Here is a 17,820-nt window from a genome sequence, read left to right on the forward strand (position 1 = left end):
TTCCCTACTTTATTGTTTCCGCGCTTTTATGCAACGCGGTCTCCTTTTTTGACCTGAACGGTCCTGTTGTCCACCGCAGGAAGCATCCGTGCGGGGTCCCTCGTTACGACTACATCTATCACACTTGGGCGATCTTTCTCAGCAAATGCGCTTTGCAACGCCGCTTCAAGCTGATCAGGGCTCTCGACACGCACGCCATGGCATCCCATAGCATTCGCCACACTAGCATAATTCGTTTCCGACAACTCCGACGACTGGTAATTCCCGTCGCCATACATCAGATGCTGTAATGCCTTGACATATCCTGAGGCAGCATTGTTAACCACAATGATTGTCACGCCCAGGTTCATGCGGCGGGCAGTTTCCAGCTCTCCAATCACCATATTGAACCCGCCGTCTCCGGTCAGGCCGACGACGACCGCATCCGGTGCCGCCAACTGCACACCCATGGCGCCCGGCAGACCGTAGCCGATAGAAGCGAACCCCCTGTCAGGCACGAAACCGCGTCCGGCCTTTTTGGTATCGAAGAGCAAGCCGCCCCAATGCGCAGCAAAACCGCCATCCGCAACGAGATAACCATCTTCCGGCAGCAGTCTATTCACTTCCGTAATCAGGCGGGCCATATGGACGGGGCTTTCATCAGAATGCAGACGCTCCGAAACATCTTCGCGCCATGCACCCATTTTCTTGGGAATTTCCGCAACATAGGCTTCCCGCGCTGCGCGCTGCTTTGCGGCACTTGCCTCAAGCAATGCACTCAAATCCCGAAGGCCGGATTTGGCATCACCCCAAAGCTTCAGCGCCGGCTCATAAGTCCGACCCATTTCCTCAGCGACGATATCCAGATGAATAACCGGCCCTTTTGCTTCGGGGATTGTGTATCTTTTAGTGGCGATCTCGCCAAGCTTGCACCCGACGACCAACAGACAGTCACTCTTGGCGATCAGGTCATTGGCGATCCGGTCATAACGGCCAAATAGTCCCGCGTTCAATGGGCTTGCACAAGAAATAGATCCTTTACCGGTTAATGTATGGCATACTGGAATATTGCAGCTTTCAGCAAGCTTTGTGACCTCGTCACACGCATCCGACAAGTGAACGCCGCCGCCACATAGAATCATCGGCCGCTTTGCTTTCGCAATGAGTTCCGCCGCCTTTGCCGTTGCATCTGCATCAGGGCGACAACGAAGTGCCGGTATCGCGGCATGCGCGGGATCAACCTCAAAATCCTCCGGCTCGAAATTATAGGTTCCATGCGCGATGTCTTCAGGCACATTCACAACTACCGGTCCCGGACGCCCCGACGTCGCTATAGCATATGCCCGGCGTAGTATTTCCGGGATACGGTGAATGGCTTCAACTTTCAAAAGTTCCTTACATGCCGGACGCAAGATGGACACCTGATCCGTCTCCTGCGTCATGTTCTTTCCGGCATGATCACGATGCGCATCACCGATGATGGCAACCATTGGTGTACCGGCATTCAGAGCTTCCACCAGACCGGTAACAAGATTTGTTGCCCCCGGCCCCAAAGTTGCGTCGACCAACCCGACGCGATTGGACACCTTTGAATAGGCATCCGCCGCGAATACCGCGCAGCGCTCGTCGTTGATCAGGTTATGGTTAAGCCCGAGACGCCGCGCCGCATCATAGAACGGCAGCAGCTGAAAGCCGCCCATGCCGAACATCGGTCCAGCCTTATGGGCCTGTAACATCCGCACCAGCGCTTCACCACCCGTCATTTCATTTGATATCATTTACTTGCCTTTTTCCAATGTGTCTTTCGCAGCGGCCACAATCATATTTGTCGTAACACGCAGCATATCTTCGAGGTTGGGTGCATAGGGAACCAGGGAACGCGGGGCACCCAGACGACGGACAGGCCCTTCCAACTGATGTCCGGCCTGCTCCGCCACTGTTGCAACAACCTCGGCACCAAACCCTCCAACTGCGACGGCCTCATGAGCAACAACCAGATGCCCGGTTTTTGCAACACTGTTGAGGACCGCCTCCTTATCCCATGGCCAAAGACTACGAAGGTCGATGACTTCGGCGCCAATTCCTTCACGGGAAAGCTTCTCCGCCGCCTCTACAGCAAGGTTGGCGGTATTTGACCAACTCACAATGGTGACATCCGACCCTTCGGTCCGTATGCGTGCCTTGCCAAACTCATATTGTTCATCAAAATCGACATCGCCCTCGTTATCCCAGATACCCTTGTGTTCCAGATAAACAACGGGATCATCACAGGCGATTGCCGCCTTCAGCATGGAATAATTATCCTGCGGAGTTCCGGGACAGGCGACAACAAGGCCCGGAATATGGGCGTACCAGCTTTCCAGAGACTGCGAATGTTGCGCCGCAGAGGAACGCCACAGCCCCATAGGTTTGCGAACAACCATGGGCGCACGCGATTGCCCGCCGAACATAAACCGCGCCTTGGCGATCTGATTGACAAGTTCATCCGTTGCGCAGAGTGCAAAATCGGAAAACCGCATCTCGACAACAGGCCGTGTCCCCGTCATCGCGGCGCCGAAGGCCGCACCCATGATCGCCGCTTCCGAGATGGGCGCGTCGGAAATCCGAGCTTCGCCAAATTCCTCGCGCAAGCCCTTATACTGGCCGAACACGCCGCCCCGACCCAAATCCTCTCCGACGCACCAAACAGTCGAATCCTCCTGCATGGATTGCCGGATGGCAGCAATACTTGCGTCCCGATATGTTAATTTTGGCATCAATAGGCCTCCACTGCGGGACTTCCGATATCCTGCACATCGTCAAACGCGGTTTCCGTCGCCGGGAACGGTGTATCCGCTGCCTGTTTCAAAACATCAATCATTTCGTTCTGCGCATCCTCGTGAAGCTGCTCTAGATCGGCAGGAGTCATACCGGCCTCCTGAAGAATGGTGCGCTGCCGTGCAATCGGATCATTTCTTTTTTCTTCCTCTTCCGGTTCTCCTGCCGGGCGATATCCAGCCGGATCAAAAGACGTATGTCCGGTCCGGCGGTAGGTTTTTGCATGAAGGAACTCGGGTGCACCACCGGCGCGCAGCCGTGACGCAATCTCAGCCATTGTATCGGCAACAAGCTCGACATCATTTCCATCAACTGTCGTTGAGCGCATACCAAGAGAGGCAGCCCGTGCAGCAGCTCCATCACCGGCGGTCATGGTTTTCGTTCTCGTGGTCGCGGAATACTGATTATCTTCGCAAACAAACAGGATCGGCAGTTTGAACACAACGGCCCAGTTTATACCTTCCAGAAACGGGCCACGGTTGATGGCACCATCGCCAAAGATATCAACCACAATTCTTTTATCGCCCGCCAGCTTGATCGCATGTGCCGCGCCCGCAGCAATCGTAATGTTTGCGCCAACGACACCATTCGCGCCAAGCATGCCGACATCAAAATCGGCGATATGCATGGAACCGCCCTTACCACCACAACATCCGCCTTCACGACCGAGCAACTCGCGCATCATTGCAAGGGAACTCGCCCCCTTGGCAAGGGTATGCCCGTGACCACGATGCGTGGACAGCAGGATATCCTCCTTTTCGAGGTTATGCATGATGCCCGCGGCCACCGCCTCCTGGCCGATAGATGGATGGATCGCCCCCAGCACCAGCTTATCCCGTTCCGCAGCCAGACAAGCCTGTTCCTCGAAGGCACGAATACGCTCCATCATCTGCAATAATGATCGACCGCGTTCAAAATTGTGACCAACAGTTGTCATGTACTATTTTCCTTTTCCAGCGCGTTCAGTCGGTCAGCCAGACTGTGCGCCTCTCTTTTAAGTTCTGGCAGCAAGAGGTTGTCGATACGTGCCTGACCCATCCTGTCATTGATCGCGCCGACCGCCAGCGCGGCAACCGGCCGACCACTATCGGTTATGACCGGAACGGCAATGGCGCTCATCCCGCTAACAACACCTCCGGAATTGAGGGCGTAGCCATTGGTTTGAAAGAACTGAAACTCCCTTTCGAGGAGCTCTTCCGTAACCCCGTAATCAGCCAGCCAGCTCCTATTGATGCGACACATAGCCGCGCGCTTTTCCTCCGGCAAGGAACAGAATAAAGCCAGAGAGCCAGCCCCCACGCCTAACGGCCGCCGATCTCCCTTATCCAGAGTAAGGGTTCGGATCGGGAATGCCCCGACTTTCCGGTTAATGCAAATGGATGTGTGTCCTTCCGGAATAGAGAGAAAGACGGTGTCCTCTGACATATCCGCCAAGCGCGTCATTCCCCGTTCAGCGAGGGCGCCTACATCGATGCGATCCGCAACCCTGGCAAGCTCAGCCAGTTTCGAACCAAGCCGATAAGACCGGCTTGCCGGATCCTGAAAAACATAGTCAACATCGCGCAATGACGACAACACCCGAAAAGTCGTCGTTTTCGTGAATTTCGACCGTTCTACTATTTCGTTGAGGTCCGCACCGTCAGGCGCCAGTGACAACACGTCCAGAACGCGCGCAGCCCGAGCTATGGAGCCTTTTACAGGCGATATATTCGGCATACTTTCTCCAAAGCGTTCCGTTAACCGGAATTCATATTGCCGGTATTTGAAACAGATTGAAGCCCGAAGTCAAGCTATGTAAGGTCATCAAATGACAAAAGAATCTCTTTTACTCGACTCGATTACAGACACCGACGGGTCAATGAAAGGCAGGGTTGTAATATCCGGCTCTCATGGCGGAATTTACCCTGCGTCCCTTGCCTCGGCGGCCAATCTTCGTGCCATTCTCTTCAATGACGCGGGAATCGGATTTGAGAAAGCTGGCGTGGCTGGTGTTCTGGCCCTGGCTAATGTTGGGATGGCCGCAGCAGCCATGGATTGCGAATCCTGTCTGATCGGCTCCGCACAGGATGCCCTGAACCGGGGTATTATCAGCGTTGTGAATTCTGTTGCAAAAGCATGTGGTGTTGAACCCGGCATGGCTGTCGAGAAAGCAGCCATGGCTCTGGCGCGGGCACCTCAAGCTGAGGAACACTTGCCGCATGTCGAAGAGACGCGCCACGAGAGAATATTGGAAAAAAGCGGGCTATCACTCGTGCTCGTCGATTCTGCCTCACTAGTAACGGCCGAGGATAAAAACAGGATCGTGATCACTGGCTCTCATGGATGCCTTATTGGCGGCAATCCAGACAGGGCATTAAAGGCAGCCGCCAGGGTCGCTGTTTTTAATGACGCCGGGATCATTACCAGTGAGGCCGGCATCTCGCGATTACCGGCCCTGGATGATCGTGGTGTCTCAGCAGTAACGGTCTCCCACGAAACCGCCCGCATCGGCGATGCCATATCAGCCTTTGAAACAGGCGTTATATCAAACGTCAATGTGCATGCGCGTGAGGATGGCGCCGAGATCGGAATGCCTTTGAAAATCTGGCTGCAGCAACTGCGCCCTGCCTCAATAGTAGATCATAGTTAGCGGCAATGTCCAAAACACAATCTGAGAAACCTTCATTCTTCAAGCCTCCTCAGATGCCGTAGAAGATTTTTCAGGGGCCCGACGGTTCTTTGAAAAAATCCTGACAATAATCATGAAAAACAGAGGGACGAAGAAGATCGCCAGAACAGTCGCCGCAAGCATGCCGCCAATAACACCAGTGCCAACGGCAATTCGCGCCCCGGCGCCCGCACCCGTACTCAATGCGAGAGGAAGAACGCCAAGAGTGAAGGCCATTGAAGTCATAATAATTGGCCGCAACCGCTGACGTGCGGCTTCGACTGTTGCAGCCATCAATTCCATACCCTGATCATGGAGATCCCGCGCATATTCAACAATCAGGATAGCGTTTTTCGCGGACAAGCCAATCGTTGTCAAAATCGCGACCTGAAAATAGATGTCATCGGGCAGCCCCCTGAGCAAGGCCGCAATGACAGCCCCCAATACGCCAAGCGGCACAATCATGAGCACCGAGAACGGGATCGACCAGCTTTCATAAAGTGCCGCAAGACAAAGGAAGACGACAATGACAGACAGGGCGTATAGCGCAGGAGCCTGCTCGCCCGCCGCCCGCTCTTCATAGGAAAGACCAGTCCATTCCAATCCAACGCCCGCAGGCAGTTTCGACACCATCTCTTCCATCGCGATCATGGCCTCGCCTGAGCTCACGCCCGGTGCTGCCGACCCTTGAATATTAAGGGAAGATAAGCCGTTAAACCGTTCAAGCTGCGGGGATCCGAAACTCCATTCGGTGGACGCGAAGGCCGCGAATGGCACCATCTCGCCTTTGTCATTTCTGACATACCAGTTGCCCAGGTCATCCGGCATCATCCGAAAGCGGGCATCCGCCTGCATGTAAACCTTTTTCACCCGGCCGTTTTCCATGAAGTCGTTGACATATGACGGCGCCCAGGCCGCTGTCAGGGTCTGATTAATATCCGCGATGCTGAGGCCAAGCGCGCCCGCTTTTTCCTGGTCTATGTTGATGTCAAACTGCGGCGTGTCACTCAGGCCGTTTGGACGAACTCCGGCAACATTCGGATTTTGCGCCGCCATTCCCAACAACTGATTTCTGGCAGCGGTCAAAGCATCATGCCCGATACCGCTGCGGTCCACCAACTGCATATCGAAGCCGCCCGCAACGCCAAGCTCAAGAATGGCAGGGGGTGCAAAAGCAAACACCATCGCTTCGCGTATTTGCGCGAAAGCGCCATAGGCTCGGCCAATAATTGCCTTCACTGACTGCTGCGGCTCTGTTCGCTCCGACCAGTCTTTAAGATTGATAAAGGCAATGCCCGAGTTCTGCCCGCTTCCGGCGAAGCTGAATCCAGCCACCGTGAAGATACCGTTTACATCTTCCTTCTCGTCTTCCAGAAAATGTTTCTCAAGCTTTTTGAGTACATCGACCGTCCGCTCCTGAGACGCACCAGCCGGAGTTTGGACCATTGCGAACATAATTCCCTGATCTTCATCGGGAAGAAAAGAGGTTGGCAAGCGCATAAATAGGAAAGCGAGCCCGCCCAATAGGATGACGTACATCAGTATATAGCGCCACTTGCGGTTAACCACATGGCCAACGCTGCCTTGATAGAACCGGTTAAGAGAATCAAATCCACGATTGAACCAGCCGAAGAAGCCGCGCTTTGAATGCGGGCCACCATTGGCTGGTTTCAGGATCGTTGCGCAGAGCGCTGGTGTCAGCACGATTGCGACAACCACTGACAAAATCATTGCAGAAACAATGGTAATTGAGAATTGCCGGTAAATGGCGCCAGTCGACCCAGAGAAGAAGGCCATCGGTATGAAGACGGCAGAGAGCACCAGCGCGATGCCGATCAGCGCCCCCGTTATCTGCCCCATGGATTTACGGGTGGCCTCGCGCGGCGGCAACCCATCTTCCGCCATAACCCGCTCCACATTTTCCACGACGACAATCGCGTCATCCACAAGAAGGCCGATGGCCAGCACCATCGCGAACATTGTCAGCGTGTTGATGGAATAACCAAAAGCCGCAAGGATACCGAATGTTCCAAGGAGCACGATCGGCACAGCAATCGTCGGAATAAGGGTCGCGCGCAGGTTCTGAAGAAACAGGAGCATGACAAGAAACACGAGGACAATGGCCTCAAACAGCGTTTTGACAACCTCCTCGATGGAAACACGGACAAACGGTGTTGTATCGTAAGGATAGACAACCTCCACATCAGCAGGGAAAAAAGCCTTCAACTCATTAATGCGCTTTTCCACAGCTTCCGCCGTTTCCAGCGCATTGGCCCCGGTCGCGAGATTAATACCAACGCCGACCGCTTCCTGTCCGTTATAGCGGGCGACAGTATCGTAGCTCTCCGCGCCAATTTCGATCCGCGCAATATCCCCAAGCCTGACCTGCGATCCATCCGTATTAACGCGGAGCAGAATATTGGCAAATTCTTCAGGTGTTTGCAGACGGCTTTGCGCCGTGATCGTGGCATTGATCTGCTGACCGGGAACGGAGGGAGTTCCGCCGATCTGCCCCGCAGTCACCTCTGTATTTTGGACAACAATCGCATTACGAACTTCCGATACCGTAATGCCGTAGCTGATCAGCTTGTTCGGATCGAGCCAGATACGCATCGCATGCTGCGAGCCGAACACGGTTACGCTACCTACGCCATTGATCCGGGCAATCGGATCTTTCACCGAGGTCACCACATAGTCTGCGAGATCCGAAGCGCTGATACCACCGTTGCCAGAGACGAAGCCGACCACCATCAGAAATGAGCCGCTGGATTTCGAGACAACGATACCTTGCTGCTGGACTTCCGTCGGCAACCGTGATGTCGCAGCCTGCAGCTTGTTCTGGACCTGCACCTGGGCGATATCCGGATCCGCCTCCGGATTAAAGGTCAAAGTAATAGTAGAGGCGCCCGTGGAATCACTGATGGATGACATATAACGCAGATTATCGAGGCCATTCATCTCCTGCTCGATATTCTGCGTCACGGTATTCTCAACCGTCAGCGCCGATGCGCCAGGATAGACGGCGGATATCTGAACTGCCGGGGGTGCGATTGATGGATATTGCTCGATCGGCAACTGCAGAACCGAGATGCCGCCTGCCAGCATGATCACCAAGGCAATCACCCAGGCGAAGACCGGGCGATCAATAAAGTATCTTGCCATCTATACCGCCCTCAACCTTTTGTACTTTTGGATGACGCGACATCAGCATCAATGTCTTTGGGAGTGACTGTCATGCCGGGAGCGATACGCTGCAATCCATCAACGATGACGCGGCCTCCAGGCTCAATCCCTGACGTCACGACCCAGTCTTCATTCCGTGATTGCTCGATTGTAACATCTTTCGAGAGGACCTTATTCTCATCGCCGACGAGATACACATAGGCGCCGCCGTCGGGGCGCCGCATAACAGCGCGCTGGGGAACGAGATAGGCGTTCTCGATACGCCCCTGATCCACATAGCCGCGTACAAACATGCCCGGCAGCAATATCTTGTCCGGATTCGGGAACACTGCGCGCAAGCGGACGGACCCTGTTGTTTCATTAACGGTTACATCAGAAAACTCCAGCTTGCCGGCAAGCGGATATTTCTGGCCTGTTGCATCCAATACGAGCCGCACCTCTATATTTGCTTCATCCAGCCCGGTCACACGTCCGGCAGCAATGGCGTCCTTGATTTTCAGGAGTTTGCCCCCAGCCTGCGTCACATCCACATAGATAGGATCAAGCTGCGTTATCGTGGCAAGCGCCTCGGCCTGGCTGGCAGTTACCAGGGCCCCTTCAGAGTCAGTTGACGCGCCGATCTGGCCGGATAGCGGTGCGACGACATTTGTATAGTTGAGCTCAATCCGGGCCTTGTCGACACCGGCCTGTGCGGCAGCAATCGCCGCCTTGCTTTGCGCTTCCGCCGCGACAGCATCATCATAGCTCTGCTCGCTGGCGGTGCGGGATTTGAGCAATGCCTCGTACCGTAAGCGGGTCTTTGTTGCCAGCTCAAGATTGGCTCGCTCCCGCGCCAGTTCCGCCTGTGCCGAATCCAGTTCCGCCTGATATCTGTCTTTATCAATCTGATAAAGTTGCTGGCCGGCCTCTACATAGGCGCCTTCCGTGAAACTTCGCTTTTTGATTATGCCATCAACTTGAGGACGTACGTCAGCCTTGCGAAATGCAACGGTCCGTCCGGGCATCTCTGCCACCAGATTGATTGTGGAAGGCTGCAATGTCACAAACCCAACTTCAGCAGCTGGCGGAGCAGACGGAGCCGCCGCTTGCGTTTTTTCATTTTCACAAGCAGCCACCAGCATGACAAATGCGGCGAGACCGAAAAGTCTTATAGTTGATTGTATGGACAAGCTCTCAATCCTTCAAACCTAACAATGGGCAGAAACGGCAACAAGCCTCAACGGATGTCTCACGTCGGAATCATGCCATAAACATCCATCATCGTTCACTTTATCAAATGACAAAGCTTAAATAGCACAATTTTACTCCGGATAACTGGTCTTTAATTGGATAACATCATTAATGATAATAATATGCGTTAGGGTTTTATATCTTACCGTCCCGACACTCAACCTTGGAAAAGGTCAAACCCTGATTTGCATCGAATATTGGCCAAAAACCATATAGAATGTGTGCGCCGTCACGTTACTCAAATAATACGCGGGAAAACTTTGATTCAAATCAACTTTACTTGATATCATCTTTTAATAATATGCTTTCATCATTTTCGGTAAATAAGCAGCCATTATAAAATTCTCTTTTTGATTGTTATTGAATAGTAATAAAACTCATTTATTAAGAATTATTTCATGGCCGCGCTCTGATAAGTTGATCGAGTTACTATTATATTCATTCTTATTCAGCAGAATTTGTTTACAATTACTTCATCTATTGGGGTTAGCCTCCACAGCTATTTTGAATAAATTCAGCTTTGGTTTTCATTTTCATGACTGCTTCATTTCTCCATCTTGTTCACGGGCACAGCCTGGATATCGCTGTGCTGGCCTTGGCCCTGTGCGCTATCGGATCCGTTATAACAGTCCGGCTGTTTGAGCGGACACGGGTTACAACAGGCGTTAAAAAAGCCCATTGGGTTTTTGTCGCCGGGCTCGCGGGCGGATGCACGATCTGGAGTACGCATTTTCTGGCCATGGTAAGCTTTCAGCCCGGAGTAACCTGCGGCTATCAGCCCAACCTAACCATCGCTTCGTTTTTTACGATTATTTTTGTTTGCATTCTGGGATTCCTGGTTTCGGCCGTTACGAAATCCAGCACTTTTATTGAGCTCGGCGGCCTAATTGTGGGCGGCGGGATCGCGTTGATGCATTACATGGGCATGTCCGCCTATATTGTGGCGGGCGAGACCCATTGGGACAAAACGCTCGTCATAGCTTCTATCTTGCTGGGTATGTTTTTTGGTGCCATTACGGCAAACAGGATCGCCCGTCCCGTGACACGGTTTTGCCGTTACGGCTCGGCGCTCAGCTTTTTTCTTGCCATCCTGCTCACACATTTTGTCGGTATGGCCGCTTTTTCCATTACAGCTGATCCGAACGTTTATGTGCCCCCGTCACTACTTCCAGATAAACTTCTGATTTTCGGCACGATTGGCGTCATGGTTCTAATGGTCGGATCCGGCTTTTCTCTGAATATCCTCGACAGCAAAAGCAAAATCGAAGCAGCAGAACATATTCGTCACCTGTCGCAGACAGATCCCCTCACCGGGTTGCCGCTCTTCCAGAAAGCTTTGCAAAAGATGGAAAGCAGCTACTTCGACAAAGGAAATATGACGGCGAAACTCGCTTTTGCGCTACTGGAATTGGAAGGTCTGCGCCAGATACGGGAAGTCCATGGTCAGCATGTAAATGACCGCGTTATCTGTATCGTCGCAGAGCGGCTTTCAAAAGCTTGCACAGAGAATGAGATAATTGCGCGAGGCCGGGGCGATACGCTGGTTGCGATTTCAATGCAGTTGTTTTCGAATAGCAGTATCAGCTCGTTTTTTCAGAAGCTGGAATTGGCTGTTGAGGCTCCCATCGAGGATAACGGACAATTATTTAATCTGCATCTGAACGCCGGCATTTCCCACTTCCCAGAAAATGCCGATGAGATTGCCCTTCTCCCGGGTCAAGCTGAGCTCGCTCTTACCAGAGCGGCACATAACAAAGGCGCCAACATTGTGGTTTATGATCGTAATATTGACGAGGAGAAGCGCACTCTTAGTGCTCTGGCGATGGACTTAAGACATGCCATTGAGCGTGACGAACTCGAACTATATTATCAGCCACAAAATGATGTAACGACTGGCGACCTCATCGGTTTTGAGGTTTTGCTGCGCTGGAATCACGCTGAGCGAGGCCTGATTTCTCCGAATGACTTTATTCCACTTGCTGAAGAAACAGGATTGATTATCCCTATTGGCGAGTGGGTTCTCCGTACTGCATGCGAATGCGCAGCAAAGTGGAGCAAACCATATAAAATTGCGGTAAACGTCGCACCGGCGCAATTGACAGCAGGTGACCTTCCCGCAAAGGTGCGTCAAATTCTGAAAGAAACGTGCCTTGCGCATCAAAGGCTGGAACTCGAAATTACAGAAACCAGCATTATAGAAGACCATCTTCATACGTTGCATGTCGTGCAAAAATTGAAGCAAATCGGCATATCCCTTGCGATGGATGACTTTGGTACCGGTTATTCTTCTCTTTCGATGCTGCAGGCCTTTCCTTTTGACAAGATCAAAATTGATCGTTCCTTTATTAGCGGTGTGTCTGGAAGTCCTCATTCAGCGGCTATTGCCCGCGCAACAATCGTATTGGCCAACGGGCTACAGATCAGCTCGCTAGCAGAAGGCGTTGAGGACCAGGAAGATCTCAATTTCCTGAGAGAAATTGGGTGCCTCGAAGCTCAGGGTTACTTCTTTGGAAAACCAATGCCATTTTCGGGCATAGAACGAATGGTCAACCCCGAAGAAAATGCGGCTACCTCGAACAAAGGGTATAAACTGGCACTCGTATCCAACGTCTAGCTGGATTATCAGACGACTCCTATAGAGCCTGAGGCCTTGTCCGGCCTCGGGGTACAACTTCTTTTTTCAAACCACGGACTGAGGCGTCCCTGTCCTCATTCAAAACCTGTGTTTCGGATTGTCAATCCCGTTGAATCGGAGTAGAGCTTTTCCGGCCACATTTCCCAAACATCATTTGCCAACAGCCGGCCAGCTGTACTATCGTCAATAAAAACAATAAGAATTCTAAATATTATGAACAACACCGCTGCCCTCAAGCCTGTTCTCCCCATTCTTATTGCCGCAGCGATCATGCTCAGCTTGAGTTTCGGATTGCGGCAAAGCCTGGGGCTATTCATGCCGTCCTTGACCGGCGACATCGCTGTCACCATTACGGACTTCACTTTTGCAATTGCTATTCAAAACCTGATCTGGGGCATTTTCCAGCCTTTGGCGGGCATGTTTGCCGATCGCTGGGGTTTCCGGCCGGTCATGGTGGCCGGCGCCATTTCCTATGTCATCGGCATGTCGCTTCTTGCAAGTGCAAATGGTGTCCTCATGGTGATTTTGGGCGCCGGGCTTTGTGTCGGTGTCGCAATGGCCTGCGCCTCTTTTGCCATGACCCTCTCGGTGACATCCCGATTGGTGCCCGCGTCCATCCGGAGTACCGCGCTCGGCATTGTCTCCGCCGCGGGATCGGTCGGCGCGATCATGACTGCTCCATTGGGTCAATTCCTAGAATCATTTTACGACTGGCGGGTCGGTCTTATCGGATTTGCAATACTTGCCCTTTTAATCGTGCCCTCTGCCTGGATAGCCGGGCGGGTCGATAAAGAGGCACCACTAGAATTGTCTCCCGACAATACCGACAGGCTATCAGCAGGTGCCGCAATTGGCGTCGCGTTTCGCCATGTTCCATTTGTGGTGATGGCAATCGCCTATTTTGTCTGCGGCATGCAGCTCATCTTTATCACCACCCATTTGCCGTCCTATCTTCTTCTCTGCGGAATGGACCCGATGCTTGGCGCATCGGCGCTTGGCATCATTGCCGGATTCAACGTCCTTGGCAGCATTTTCTTTGGCTGGGCAGGCGGCAGATGGCCAAAGATGGTCCTGCTTGGCATGATATATATATCGCGCTCACTGGTCATTGCCTTATATTTCATGCTGCCGCCGACGCCCTCGACAACAATCCTGTTCGCGGCGGTCATGGGATTTTTGTGGCTTGGCGTTTCTCCGCTGGTTGCCGGGTCTGTTGTTGAAATGTTCGGTTTGCGCTGGCAGGCAATGATCCAGGGATTTGCCTTTTTCAGTCATCAGATCGGCAGCTTTATGGGCGCATTCGGTGGCGGGTGGCTGTTTGACCAGTTGGGGTCGTATAATCTGGCCCTGCAGATCGGGGTGAGTTTGGGACTGTTTGCCGGCACCGCACAGATTATTTTCGCATTCTACAAACCTCCCAAAAAGCCATTGCCCGCTTAATCCACGGACCATCCGCCGATCCTTCCCGCGCCCAACGATGCGTCCTTTTCAGGACCATAGGGAAATTTCAAAATCTATTGACAACAGATTGCGGGGCAGGGAAGTTTATAGGGAGCAGAGGTGCGGAGTTAGAATGCAGGATGTGACCGAACCGGAACAAAATATAAAAAGCCTTCGTGACGAAGGCATGTCTATCCTCCTCGTTTGCGAACATGCGAGCAACTTCATCCCTGAAAAATACAACGGTCTAGGGCTAACTCCCGACGAACAGATGAGCCACATTGCATGGGACCCCGGTGCATTGGCCGTCGCAAAAAACCTGCAAGAACAACTGAATGCCTCTCTGGTCGCATGTGAATATTCCCGGTTACTGTATGACTGCAATCGATCCCCCGATCAGAAAGATGCAATCTGCGAGGAGAGCGATGGAATTACCATTCCCGGCAACAAGGACTTATCAGCGTTCGAGAAAAACCAGCGCATTCAACAGTTTTACATGCCCTTCAAAAAGAGGATCACCAGCGCCGTAAAAGACAATTCCGTTATTGTTACGATCCACAGCTTTACGCCTGTATATTCAGGAGAGAAACGTGACGTGGAAATCGGCATTCTTCACGATACAGATACGCGGCTCGCAGATGCTCTGCTCTCGGTTGCGAAAAATGCCACAATCTATGACATTCAGCGGAATGAACCCTACAGCGCCTCTGACGGCGTCACCCATACGCTCAAAGTCCATGCAGTTGACAAGGGCAGATTGAATGTCATGTTCGAGATCCGGAATGACCTGATCCGTGATGTCAACTCCCAAAAAGCGGTTGCCGGCACGCTCTGTAATCTTCTTCAACAGGCTCTTTTCGCAATAACCCGCGAAAAGACAAGGGTCCGCACCGCATGAGGCGTTGGATGGCCGCATATATCCGCGTTGTTGACAAGATCAACTACCGTGTCGGCCGTTTCATCATGTATGGTATCTTCGCCATGATGGCCGTCTTGCTATGGTCTTCCATCTCGAAAACCTTTTTCTTGCCCTCTCTCTGGACACTTGAAATCGCCCAATTCTTAATGGTGGGATATTATATCCTCGGCGGCGCATACTCCATCCAACTCGGATCAAACGTCCGCATGGATTTGTTCTATGCAAACTGGTCCGACAGGCGCAAAGCGGCCTTCGATACGGCTACCGTGTTCATGCTTTTGTTCTATCTCGGTGTTCTCCTTTATGGCGGTTTCGAAAGTACGATTTATTCACTGGAGTACGGAGAGCGCAGTCCGACGGCCTGGCGCCCCTATATCTGGCCTATCAAAATCGTAATGTGCCTCGGCATTGTCATGATGCTGCTGCAAGCAGTCTCGGAGCTTTTCAAGGACATTCTGAAACTCAAAAGCGAGGCCGCCTGATGTCCTATGAGATGATCGCCCTCCTGATGTTTTCAAGCATGATGCTCCTGCTTTTAACCGGTCAGAGGGTGTTCGGCGCTATCGGTGCCGTCGCGGCGATATCCGCCTTGCTGCTTTGGGGAACGGGAGGGGCCGACATTCCCTTCGCTTCCGCCATGAAGCTGATGAAATGGTATCCGCTCCTGACGTTACCGATGTTCATATTCATGGGGTATGTCCTATCAGAATCCCGGATTGCCGATGATCTTTACAAAATGTTTCATATCTGGATGGGTCCGATAAACGGCGGCCTCGCGATTGGTACGATCGCGCTGATGGTGCTGATCTCAGCGATGAACGGTCTTTCCGTCGCTGGTATGGCCATCGGCGCCACCATCGCCTTGCCGGAGCTTCTCAGGCGCGGTTATGACAAACGCATGGTCACCGGCGTTATACAGGCCGGGTCCTCTCTCGGCATTCTCGTGCCCCCCTCAGTCGTTCTGGTGCTTTACGCTATGATAGCCCGTCAGCCCGTCGGCCAGTTATGGCTGGCCGGCATCCTGCCCGGCCTGATGATGGCAGCATTCTTTATCCTCTACATCGCCATTCGCTGCCGCATTAACCCCTCACTCGGTCCGGCGCTCAAGGCGGAAGCGAGAGATGTCGGCATGGCCGAGAAACTTCGGCTTCTACGTGCCGGCCTGTTACCGCTTGCCATTTTCGCGGCGATGATGGTGCCTTTTGTTAATGGCTGGACCAGCCTTGTAGAAAGCTCGGCTATCGGCGCACTAACCGCTTTCGTTGCCGCAGTCCTCAAAAAGCGCATGACCCGGCAGGTCTTTGAAAACTCGGTTCGCCAGACCCTTGGCATCTCCTGCATGTTCATGTGGATTATCCTGGCGGCGCTTGGTTTCGGTGCGGTATTTGATGGACTTGGCGCTGTTAAAGCGATCGAAAATTTGTTTACCGAACAGCTGGGCCTGTCACCCTGGGTGATCCTGATCTTGATGCAGCTTTCATTCCTGTTAATGGGAACCTTCCTTGACGACACGGCAATGCTGGTCATCGTTGCTCCACTATATATTCCTCTGGTCGGCGAGCTCGGCTTCGACCTAATCTGGTACGGCGTGCTCTACACCATCACGACACAGATTGCCTATATGACACCGCCCTTTGGCTATAATTTATTCCTGATGCGGGCGATGGCCCCGCCAGAGATTACACTTCGTGACATTTACGGGTCCATTCTGCCGTTTGTCGGCGTGATGATCTTTGCGCTTGGTCTGGTAATGGCATTCCCCGAGATCGCACTCTGGCTGCCGGATTATATTTACGGGAAATAACGATAACCCGGCTGACCGGGAAGAAAGACGGTGTTGGAATACCAATGCCAATCTTAAAAAAGAAGGAGATAGAAATGACGACAAGACGTAGTTTTATTAAAGGCGCTGGTGTTGCTGCCGCTTCTTCATTCGCCGCGCCTGCAGTTCATGCACAATCAACGATCAAGTGGCGCCTGCAAACTTATGCCGGTCCTGCCCTTGCTGAGCATGTCATCAAACCTGCCATCGACAGTTTCAACAAAATTGCCGGAGACCAGATGCAGATCGAGCTTTATTTTGCCGATCAGCTGGTTCCGACAGGCGAACTCTTTCGTGCCATGCAAAAAGGTACTATCGATGCGGTGCAGTCCGACGACGACTCCATGGCTTCTCCAACCGAGGTTACCGTTTTTGGCGGTTATTTCCCGTTTGCCAGCCGCTATTCCCTCGATGTGCCGGTCCTCTTCAATCAATATGGACTGAATGAAATCTGGGATGAAGAATACTCGAAGGTCGGAGTAAAGCATATTTCAGCCGGCGCCTGGGACCCCTGCCATTTCGCAACCAAGGATCCGATCAACAGCCTAGAGGACCTGAAAGGCAAGCGGGTTTTCACCTTCCCGACTGCCGGAAGATTCCTGAGCCAGTTTGGCGTCGTTCCCGTTACCCTGCCATGGGAAGACATTGAAGTCGCCGTTCAGACCGGTGAGCTCGACGGCATTGCCTGGTCCGGGATTACCGAGGACTACACAGTTGGCTGGGCGGACGTCACGAATTACTTCCTGACCAACAATATTTCCGGCGCCTGGGCAGGCTCATTCTTCGCCAACATGGACCGGTGGAATGAACTGCCGGAAAATCTGAAAGAGCTGGTCAAAATCACTTTTGATTCCTCGCATTATTATCGGCAGTGGTGGTATTGGGGCGGCGAAGCCTCACTCCGGGTCAATGGCACAAAAATGGAGCTTACCACCATTCCGGACGCGGAGTGGGATACGGTGGAGCAGGCCGCCACGGTTTTCTGGGATGAGATCGCCTCTGAATCTCCCACAAAAAAGAAAGTCGTCGATATATTCAAGCAATATAACGCCGATATGCAAAAAGCCGGGCGTCCTTACCGGTATGGCTGATGTTCCCGGGCGGAGTGCACAGGTTGCATTCCGCCTCTCTCCTACCTAACTCTTATA

13 protein-coding genes are annotated in these 17,820 nt (G+C 52.7%); 7 read left to right on the top strand and 6 right to left on the bottom strand.

All coding sequences use genetic code 11. From position 1 onward, the window contains the following. Window positions 1-26 precede the first annotated feature (26 nt). The 4 genes from AAC599_RS11610 to AAC599_RS11625 are packed head-to-tail and all read right to left on the bottom strand — an operon-like array spanning window position 27 to window position 4,512. Window positions 27-1,757, bottom strand: coding sequence for a thiamine pyrophosphate-binding protein (locus tag AAC599_RS11610; RefSeq protein WP_340150562.1), 1,731 nt, complete (start codon window positions 1,755-1,757; stop codon window positions 27-29). Next, on the bottom strand, window positions 1,758-2,735 hold the full coding sequence (locus AAC599_RS11615) for a transketolase C-terminal domain-containing protein (RefSeq protein ID WP_340150563.1): 978 nt from the start codon (window positions 2,733-2,735) through the stop codon (window positions 1,758-1,760). After that, a complete protein-coding gene (locus tag AAC599_RS11620) occupies window positions 2,735-3,733 on the bottom strand; it encodes a thiamine pyrophosphate-dependent dehydrogenase E1 component subunit alpha (RefSeq protein WP_340150564.1) in 999 nt (332 codons plus the stop codon). Before AAC599_RS11620 ends, AAC599_RS11615 begins: the two co-directional genes overlap by 1 nt. Then, on the bottom strand, window positions 3,730-4,512 hold the full coding sequence (locus tag AAC599_RS11625) for an IclR family transcriptional regulator (RefSeq protein ID WP_340150565.1): 783 nt from the start codon (window positions 4,510-4,512) through the stop codon (window positions 3,730-3,732). The genes AAC599_RS11620 and AAC599_RS11625 overlap by 4 nt, the downstream gene beginning before the upstream one ends. A 91-nt stretch (window positions 4,513-4,603) precedes the next feature. Here AAC599_RS11625 and AAC599_RS11630 point away from each other — a divergent pair, with 91 nt between their 5' ends. Continuing rightward, window positions 4,604-5,425 carry a hypothetical protein gene (locus AAC599_RS11630; protein ID WP_340150566.1) on the top strand — a complete coding sequence of 274 codons (822 nt, stop codon included), beginning with the start codon at window positions 4,604-4,606 and terminating at the stop codon, window positions 5,423-5,425. A gap of 39 nt (window positions 5,426-5,464) precedes the next feature. Here the strand turns inward: AAC599_RS11630 and AAC599_RS11635 are convergent, their stop codons facing one another. Both AAC599_RS11635 and AAC599_RS11640 read right to left on the bottom strand, forming a co-directional pair. Next, a complete protein-coding gene (locus tag AAC599_RS11635; protein ID WP_340150567.1) occupies window positions 5,465-8,605 on the bottom strand; it encodes an efflux RND transporter permease subunit in 3,141 nt (1,046 codons plus the stop codon). An 11-nt stretch (window positions 8,606-8,616) separates the two neighbouring features. After that, window positions 8,617-9,795, bottom strand: coding sequence for an efflux RND transporter periplasmic adaptor subunit (locus AAC599_RS11640; RefSeq protein ID WP_340150568.1), 1,179 nt, complete (start codon window positions 9,793-9,795; stop codon window positions 8,617-8,619). Between the two features lie 596 nt (window positions 9,796-10,391). On the opposite strand from AAC599_RS11640, the gene AAC599_RS11645 reads away from it, so the two are divergent. The 6 genes from AAC599_RS11645 to AAC599_RS11670 all read left to right on the top strand — a co-directional run bounded on the left by AAC599_RS11645 (window position 10,392) and on the right by AAC599_RS11670 (window position 17,763). Beyond that, window positions 10,392-12,470 carry an EAL domain-containing protein gene (locus AAC599_RS11645; RefSeq protein ID WP_340150569.1) on the top strand — a complete coding sequence of 693 codons (2,079 nt, stop codon included), beginning with the start codon at window positions 10,392-10,394 and terminating at the stop codon, window positions 12,468-12,470. A 234-nt stretch (window positions 12,471-12,704) separates the two neighbouring features. Then, window positions 12,705-13,931 (top strand): MFS transporter, encoded by a 1,227-nt coding sequence (locus AAC599_RS11650; protein WP_340150570.1) that lies wholly within the window; start codon window positions 12,705-12,707, stop codon window positions 13,929-13,931. Between the two features lie 133 nt (window positions 13,932-14,064). After that, window positions 14,065-14,829, top strand: a complete 765-nt coding sequence (locus AAC599_RS11655; protein WP_340150571.1) for an N-formylglutamate amidohydrolase — start codon at window positions 14,065-14,067, stop codon at window positions 14,827-14,829. A gap of 8 nt (window positions 14,830-14,837) precedes the next feature. Further along, complete coding sequence (locus tag AAC599_RS11660) at window positions 14,838-15,332, top strand: TRAP transporter small permease subunit (RefSeq protein ID WP_340150572.1); 495 nt, start codon at window positions 14,838-14,840, stop codon at window positions 15,330-15,332. After that, window positions 15,332-16,654: a TRAP transporter large permease subunit gene (locus AAC599_RS11665; RefSeq protein WP_340150573.1), complete on the top strand. Its 1,323-nt coding sequence runs from the start codon at window positions 15,332-15,334 to the stop codon at window positions 16,652-16,654. Before AAC599_RS11660 ends, AAC599_RS11665 begins: the two co-directional genes overlap by 1 nt. Before the next feature lie 74 nt (window positions 16,655-16,728). After that, entirely contained in the window at window positions 16,729-17,763 is a 1,035-nt protein-coding gene (locus AAC599_RS11670; RefSeq protein WP_340150574.1) for a TRAP transporter substrate-binding protein, read from the top strand. Window positions 17,764-17,820: the final 57 nt, after the last annotated feature.

Source organism: uncultured Sneathiella sp. (assembly GCF_963976355.1).
Taxonomy (GTDB): domain Bacteria; phylum Pseudomonadota; class Alphaproteobacteria; order Sneathiellales; family Sneathiellaceae; genus Sneathiella.